Below are 7,198 nucleotides of genomic sequence, written 5' to 3'. Positions count from 1 at the left end.
CCTGGGCGCCCGCGTCCGCGAACACCGCCTGGTGCCCTACCAGGCGGTCATCGGCGCCCGCGAGGCCGCCGCGGGCACCGTGGCGGTGCGCCTGCGCGACGGCCGCCGCCCACCCGCCCTGCCGGTGGCCGGGTTCCTGGACCGGGCCGCCGCCCTGGTGGCCGCCCGCACCACCGACCTCTGGGAAGAATGAGGCATTCGCCGCCGGGAGCCCTGTTCGGGCCCCCGGCGGCGGAATACGGGGGTAGCCTCGACGCGTCACCACTGTGCGGGAAGGGAACCAGAGTGTCGGACAGCTGGACCGCGATCGACTTCGAGACCGCCAACCAGGACCGGGGCAGCGCCTGCGCCGTCGGCCTGGTCAAGGTACGCGACGGAGTGATCGTCGACCGCCACACCACCCTGATCCGCCCGCCCGCCGGGATCGACTTCTTCTCCCGCCACAACATCGCCGTCCACGGCATCACCCCCGACGACGTCACCGGCGCCCCCACCTGGGAGACCGTGCACGCCCGCATCGTGGAGTTCGCCGACGGCGACGCCCTGGTCGCCCACAACGCCCCCTTCGACATGGGCGTCATCGCCCAGGCCTGCGCCCGCACCGGCCTGGCCTCCCCCGGCTGGGACTACGCCTGCACCCTGGCCCTGTCGCGCCGCACCTGGGCCGAGCTGGCCGACCACCGGCTGCCCACGGTCAGCGCCCACATCGGCCACCGGGTCACCCACCACCACCGGGCCGACGCCGACGCCGAGGCGGCCGCCCGCATCGCCATCGCCGCCATGCGGCGCCACGGCACCACGTCGCTGGCCGACCTGGCCCGCGCCGCCGGCAGCGGCCTGCGCCACCTGGCACCCCTGACGGCCGCGCTCCCCGCGACCCCCGCACCGGCACCGGTGCGGGAGAGCCCCGTGGAGGACCGGTTCGCCCGCTGGCAGCGCGCCGCCCAGGCCGAACTGCCCGCCCCCTCCCCCGACGCCGACCCCTCCGGCCCCCTGTACGGCAAGGTCGTGTGCGTCTCCGGCGACCTGGAGTCCATGGACAAGCCCGAGGTGTGGCGGCGCATCGCCGAGGCCGGCGGCACCCCCGCCAAGAACGTCACGAAGAAGACCGACGTCCTGGTGGTCGGGGGGCACGACGGGGCCGGCAAGACCTCCAAGCACCGCCAGGCCGAGACCTACGCCGCACGCGGCCAGAAGATCGCCTTCGTCACCGAGGCCGACCTGCTCGTCCGGCTCGGCATGACCACCGGCGCCTGACCCGCGCACCCGACCCGCGCACGAGAGGGGGCCGCCCGCACCGCGCGGACGGCCCCCCTCCTCCGTGTCAGGACTCCGGGCGCTGGCGGGGGAAGCGCAGGATCGCACCGCTGCCCGCGGCGGGCTCGCCCCCCTCCAGGACCTCCACGAACCCGGCGTCGGACATCACCGCCGACCGCAGCATCAGCGCGCTGGCCGGGGCCCGGAACGCCGCGGCCGGGTCGTCCAGCCGGTCGGGCTTGGCCGCCACCAGGATCGGCGCGGTGAGCGACCCCCACAGGTCCGGCTCCCCGTCCCGCTCGGCCCCCAGCAGCAGGGTGCGCACCCGCGCCTCCGACAGCATCGGCAGCGTCGGCTCGGTGCCGCGCACCGCCTGGTCCTGGGCGAGCTTCTGCTCGAACTCCTCCAGAGCCCCCTTCTGGGACTCGACCATGAAGTCGCGCAGCGCCTCCGCGGCGGCCTGGTGCAGGCGCTGCTCCGCGTCGGGGCCGCCGCGACCGCCCGGCACCACCTGGATCGGGATGGAGAGCCGGCGTTCGTGGATGTTGTCGCGCAGGTAGGAGATCGCCTCGTCGTCCCCGCCCACGATGATGATCCGGGCATCGACCTCGGCCACCGCCTCGCGCACCATCTCGGCCAGGCGGGCGGTGTTCTCGCGCCAGGTCTCCAGGTGGTAGTGCTTGCGGACGTAGTCGCCGTTGTACCCGCCCAGGCTGCCGGGGCCGCCCCGGCCCATCGTGTCGATGTTGTGCAGGTCGGCGCCGGTGAAGGCCTTCTCCAGGACCGGCTTGGGATCGGGGTCGCCCGCGTAGGCGTACACCTTGGCCTTGACCCGGTCCAGGGCCACCAGCACGTAGGGCAGGTGCCGCCCCCGGTCCACCACCACCGGCAGGGCGTCGGGGACCGGCGCCCACAGCGCCCGGTCCTGGGACGGTGGCTCGCTCAGCGTGAACTCGCCCAGCAGCCTGCCCTGGGAGGCGAAGAGCGCCTGGCCGTGGTCGCCGAAGGCCCGGGAGGAACCCTCCCCCACGGCCTCCCCCAGCACGTCCAGGGTGGCCTCGTCGGCACCCCGCGCGGACAGCTCCTCGCGCAGGTGCCGCCAGCGCAGCTCGATCCTCTTGTCGGCGTCGATGGTGTCACGGCTGGTGTCCAGGTGCACCGAGGCCACCGGGGCGTCGTTGTCGTACAGCGGTCGCAGAAAACCCAGGTCCATGTATCCGCGGGGCGCGGTGTGACCCCCGCCCCGCCCACCTCCTTCTCGGGGTCGGCCTGTCGGCCATCCTCAGGTCAGGGTGCTGCCACCGTAACCGTCCACGTCGGGGGCGACGCAAGTCCTTGCCCAACGATGTCCCGACCTTGCCCGAAGGAGGGGCGTCCGCCCCGACCCGACACAACGCGCACGCCCGCGGTCGGGTCAGGGCGCCCGCGCACTCCGTAGCGTCGGAGGCGAAAGAGAGGAGCAGGACCGTGCTGGAGGGATTGAACCGGGCGCTGGACCTGGTGGAGGAGGACACCGGAGAACCGGTGGACGTGGCCCGGATGGCACGCGTGGCGCTCACCTCCGAGCACCACCTGCGCCGCCTGTTCACCACCCTGGCCGGAATGCCCCTGTCGGAGTACGTCCGCAGGCGCCGCCTCACCCTGGCCGCGGTGGAGGTCGCCCAGGGCGACGCCACCCTGCTGGACATCGCGACCCGGTACGGCTACGGGTCGGCCGAGGCGTTCGCCCGCGCGTTCCGCACCCTGCACGGGGTGGGACCCGGCCAGGCCCGGCGCACCGGCGCGGTCCTGACCTCGCAACCGCGGATGACGTTCCGCCTGACCGTGGAAGGAGGTACCGCCGTGCGGTACCGGATCGTGGAAAAAGAGGCGCTGCGCCTCGTGGGGTACAGGGCGCGGGTGCCGCTGGTGTACGAGGGCCCCAACCCGGACATGGACGCGTTCGTCCGGGGCCTGGGCGATGAGCACTGGCAGAGGTTGGCGGAGCTGTCCGACGGCGAGCCGGGCGGGGTGGTGTCGGTGGTCGACGCCATCGAGCCCGAGCGGGCCGAGGGCAGCCTGCTGGACTACTACCAGGCTGCGGTGACCGGCGCCCCCGCCCCGGAGGGCATGGACGTGCTGGAGGTGGCGGCGGGCACCTGGGCGGTGTTCCCCTTCGAGGCGGTGCCCTTCCCCGAGGGCATCCAGCGGGTGTGGGCCGACGCCTTCGGCCGGTGGTTCCCCTCCCACCCCACCCACCGCAGCGTTCCGGGCCCGGAGATCGTCAAGGTCGACTACGGCGAGGACGGGTCGACGGCCTCCGGCGAGCTCTGGCTGCCCGTCGAACGCCTCTGACCCCCCGAGCCCCCGCCGGTGCCGGCGGCGGCCTCGGCCGCACGGATCGACCGCGTGGTCAGGCCGACCGCCGACACCGCCACCAGGGCGGCGCTGAGCACCCCCGCCGCCAGGAACGGGGCCGACAGCGCCCACACCCGCCCCACCACCGGCTCCAGGGCCGCGGCCAGGGCGCCCGCCGCCAGCGCGCCGACCGGGGCGGTACCCCAGCCGACGGTGCGGTAGGCGGCCAGCACCCGCGACAGCAGGTGGTCGGGGACGATCCGCTGGCGCAGCGACACCGTCAGCACGTTCCACCAGATCATGAAGAACCCCACCGCCACGAAGCACACCGCGAACACCCACACCTGCTGCGCCAGGCCCACCAGCAGGTAGCCGCCGCCCTGCACCGCCAGGGCCCCGGCCAGGGTCACCCCCGGCGGGACCAGGGGGACGAGCCGGTGCACCACCTGGGCGCCCAGGACCATCCCGCCCGACACCGCGGTCAGCAGCAGCCCGAACCCGGCGGCACCCATCCCCAGCACGTCCCGGGCGAACAGCACCAGGACCGCGGCGTTCATCGACGCCGCCAGGTTGGACAGGGCCAGCACCACCGCCAGGGTGCGCAGCAGCCGGTGCCGCCACAGCCACCGGGCGCCCTCGGCGACCATGGCCCCCAGCGACGCGGCGGGCCCCGACGGCGCCGGGGCGGGTGAGAAGTCGCCGCGCAGGGCCAGCAGCGCCGCCACCGCGCCGACGACCAGCAGGGCCTGCGCCCCGAAGGCCGCCGCGGCCGAGACCGCCACCAGCACCCCCGCCAGGGGCGCGCCCACGAACCGGCTCGCGATCTCCTCCGCGCTCCACAGCATCCCGTTGGCGCGCTCCAGCCGCCCACGCGGCACCACCATCGGCATCAGCGACTGGGCGGTGTTGTCGAAGAACACCTCGCACACCCCGATGAGCAGGGCCGCGGCGACCACCACCGGCACCCCCGCCGCGTCCACGGCGATGAGGGCGCACAGCACCACCAGCACCAGCGCCTTGCCCAGCCCGGCGCGCACCATCAGGCGGCGCCGGTCCATCCGGTCGCCCACCGCCCCCGCCACCAGCGCCCCCAGCCAGGGCAGCCGCCCGGCCGCGGCCACCGCCGCCACCGCCACCGGGTCCCCGGTCAGGGTGGCGGTGTACCAGGGCAGCGCCACCAGGGCGATGCCGTCGCCCAGGTTGCCCAGGATCGCGGCGCCCAACAGGCGCCGGTAGCCCGGGCCCAGCGGCGAAAGCGGGGTGGAGGGGTGCGCCATGAGGCCTCGCTCATCCGTTGCGGGTGCGGTGCGCGCCATCCTGACACAGGCCACCACCGGGTAGAACACCGCTCTGCGCACCGCAGAACCCACCCCGCAGACCCCCCGGGCACACCCTTGTGTACCTTCGTACATGTACATCTGTCCATGAACGCCCGGACAAGGAGGCCGACACCGTGCCCCGCACCGACGGCACCGGCCCCTCCCGCGCCCGCCGCGACCCCCAGGGCCGCCGCCGCGCCATCGTCCGGGCCGCCGCCGACGTCATCGTCAGCGACGGCCCCGACCACCTCACCCACCGGCGCGTGGCCTCCCGCGCCCGCGTCCCCCTGGGCTCGACCACCTACTACTTCGCCACCCTGGACGAACTCAAGGTCGCCGCCCTGGAACACCTCACCGCCCAGTGCGACGACTGGCTCGACCAGGCCCGCACCACCCTGGCCGACCACGACGGCGACCCGCGCGGCCTGTGCGACCTCCTCGCCGCCTACCTCGCCGACCGCGACCGGGTCCGCACCGACTTCGCCCTCACCTACGCCGCCGTCACCGACCCCGACCTGCGCCCCCTCTCCCTGACCTGGTTCGACGGCATGGTCGAGGTCCTCACCCGGCACACCGGCCCCGCCACCGCCCGCGCCGCCGCCGTGTTCATCGACGGCACCGTCGTGCACGCCCTGCTGCACGACACCCCCCTGGACGCCGACGCCCTGTACACCCCCCTCGCCGCCCTGCTGCGGACCCACCACGGAAGGACCCCGTGACCACCCCACCCGAGACCACCGCCCTGACCCGGCGCCGACGCTGGGCCGGGCTGGCCGTCCTGTCGGCCAGCCTCCTCGTGGTCGCCATGGACATGACCGTCCTCAACGTGGCCCTGCCCGACCTGGCCGCGCACCTGCGCCCCACCGCCGCCCAGCAGCTGTGGATCATCGACGTCTACTCGCTGGTCCTGGCCGGGCTCCTGGTCCCCATGAGCGCCCTGGCCGACCGGTGGGGCCGCCGCCTCATCCTGCTCGCCGGGTTCACCGTGTTCGGCGGAGCCTCCCTGCTGGTCCTGCTCGCCGACACCCCCGCCGCCGTCATCGCCGTGCGGGCCCTGCTCGGCGCCGGCGGCGCCATGATCATGCCGACCACCCTGTCCATGATCCGCAGCCTGTTCCCCGACCCGCGCGAGCGCGCCACCGCCCTGGGCGTATGGGCGGCCACCTCCTCCCTGGGCATGGCGGTGGGCCCCATCCTGGGCGGGCTGCTGCTGGAGCACTTCACCTGGCACGCCGCGTTCCTGGTCAACGTGCCCATCATGGCCGCCGCCCTGGTCGCCGGGCTGCTCATCCTGCCCGAGGTCCGCGACCCCGCCCCCGGCTCCTGGGACGCCCTGGCCACCGTGCAGGCCATCGCCGGGATGGTCGCCCTGGTGTGGGCGATCAAGCACTTCGCCAAGGCCGGCGCCGGCGACCCGGTGGGCTGGGCCGTGCTCGCCGCCGCCCTGGGCGTGCTCACCTGGTTCGTGCTGCGCTGCCTGCACCGCCCCGACCCGCTGCTGGACGTGCGCCTGTTCACCCGCCGCCCGTTCACCGCCGGGGTGCTGGCCGCACTCACCTCCATGATGGCCATGGCCGCCCTGCTCCTGCTCGTCGCCCAGTGGCTCCAGCTGGTGCGCGGCCTGTCCCCGTTCATGGCCGGGGTGTACCTGACCCCCATGGCCGCGGGCGCGGTCGTGGCCTCGCCCCTGGCGCCCTGGCTGGCCGACCGGATCGGGGCGCGCACCGCCCTGGCCGGCGGGCTGGCCGTGGCCGGGACCGGGTTCGCCCTGCTCTACGTCCTGCCGCCGCTGGTCCCCGTGGTGCTGACCGCGCTGCTGCTGCTCGGCTGCGGGGCGGGGGCGCTCACCATCGCCTCGGCCATCATCATGTCCGGCACCCCCGCGGCCAAGGCGGGCAACGCCGCCGCCATCGAGGAGACCGCCTACGACCTGGGCAACGTGCTGGGGGTGGCGGTGCTGGGCTCCATCGCCGCCGCCGTCTACCGCGGCCACCTGGACACCTCCGGCATCACCGGCCCCACCCCCACCGAGCTGGGCGCCGCCCGCGAGTCCCTGGGGGCGGCCCTGGAGATCGCCGAGCGCACCGGCGCCGCGGAACTGGCGGCCCGGGCGGGCACGGCGTTCACCGACTCCCTGGCCCGGACCGGGCTCATCGGGGCGCTGGTGATGTTCGCGGCGGCCGCCGCGGTGTTCGCCCTGGTGCCGCGCGGCCTGGACCTGCACACCCAGCACCACTAGACGGCGCGCGGCCCCGCCCCCGGCCACCGGGGGCGGGGCCGCGGCG

General features: G+C 75.2%; 7 protein-coding genes. 5 read left to right on the top strand and 2 right to left on the bottom strand.

What is annotated here, in order from left to right:
- Both ACJOT3_RS30170 and ACJOT3_RS30165 read left to right on the top strand, forming a co-directional pair.
- The coding region (locus ACJOT3_RS30170) for a His/Gly/Thr/Pro-type tRNA ligase C-terminal domain-containing protein (RefSeq protein ID WP_406976531.1) at positions 1 to 193 on the top strand (193 nt) is incomplete at its 5' end.
- Positions 194 to 285: 92 nt separating this feature from the next.
- The gene (locus ACJOT3_RS30165) at positions 286 to 1,257 is read left to right on the top strand and encodes an exonuclease domain-containing protein (RefSeq protein WP_406976530.1); all 972 of its coding nucleotides are present in this window, start codon (positions 286 to 288) and stop codon (positions 1,255 to 1,257) included.
- 67 nt (positions 1,258 to 1,324) lie between these two features.
- Here ACJOT3_RS30165 and ACJOT3_RS30160 read toward each other — a convergent pair whose 3' ends face one another.
- The gene (locus ACJOT3_RS30160) at positions 1,325 to 2,470 is read right to left on the bottom strand and encodes a baeRF2 domain-containing protein (RefSeq protein ID WP_406976529.1); all 1,146 of its coding nucleotides are present in this window, start codon (positions 2,468 to 2,470) and stop codon (positions 1,325 to 1,327) included.
- Positions 2,471 to 2,724: 254 nt separating this feature from the next.
- Between ACJOT3_RS30160 and ACJOT3_RS30155 the strand changes: the two genes are divergently transcribed.
- Positions 2,725 to 3,591: an AraC family transcriptional regulator gene (locus ACJOT3_RS30155; RefSeq protein WP_406976528.1), complete on the top strand. Its 867-nt coding sequence runs from the start codon at positions 2,725 to 2,727 to the stop codon at positions 3,589 to 3,591.
- Here the strand turns inward: ACJOT3_RS30155 and ACJOT3_RS30150 are convergent.
- Positions 3,531 to 4,871: an MFS transporter gene (locus tag ACJOT3_RS30150; RefSeq protein ID WP_406976527.1), complete on the bottom strand. Its 1,341-nt coding sequence runs from the start codon at positions 4,869 to 4,871 to the stop codon at positions 3,531 to 3,533. The two genes, ACJOT3_RS30155 and ACJOT3_RS30150, sit on opposite strands and share 61 nt — an antisense overlap.
- A 176-nt stretch (positions 4,872 to 5,047) precedes the next feature.
- Here ACJOT3_RS30150 and ACJOT3_RS30145 point away from each other — a divergent pair, with 176 nt between their 5' ends.
- Both ACJOT3_RS30145 and ACJOT3_RS30140 read left to right on the top strand, forming a co-directional pair.
- Complete coding sequence (locus tag ACJOT3_RS30145; RefSeq protein ID WP_406976526.1) at positions 5,048 to 5,632, top strand: TetR/AcrR family transcriptional regulator; 585 nt, start codon at positions 5,048 to 5,050, stop codon at positions 5,630 to 5,632.
- The gene (locus tag ACJOT3_RS30140) at positions 5,629 to 7,152 is read left to right on the top strand and encodes an MFS transporter (protein ID WP_406976525.1); all 1,524 of its coding nucleotides are present in this window, start codon (positions 5,629 to 5,631) and stop codon (positions 7,150 to 7,152) included. Before ACJOT3_RS30145 ends, ACJOT3_RS30140 begins: the two co-directional genes overlap by 4 nt.
- Positions 7,153 to 7,198 lie beyond the last annotated feature (46 nt).

The organism is Nocardiopsis protaetiae (assembly GCF_045446735.1).
Classification (GTDB): Bacteria; Actinomycetota; Actinomycetes; order Streptosporangiales; family Streptosporangiaceae; genus Nocardiopsis; species Nocardiopsis protaetiae.
This window is presented reverse-complemented; position numbering and strand designations above follow the sequence as displayed.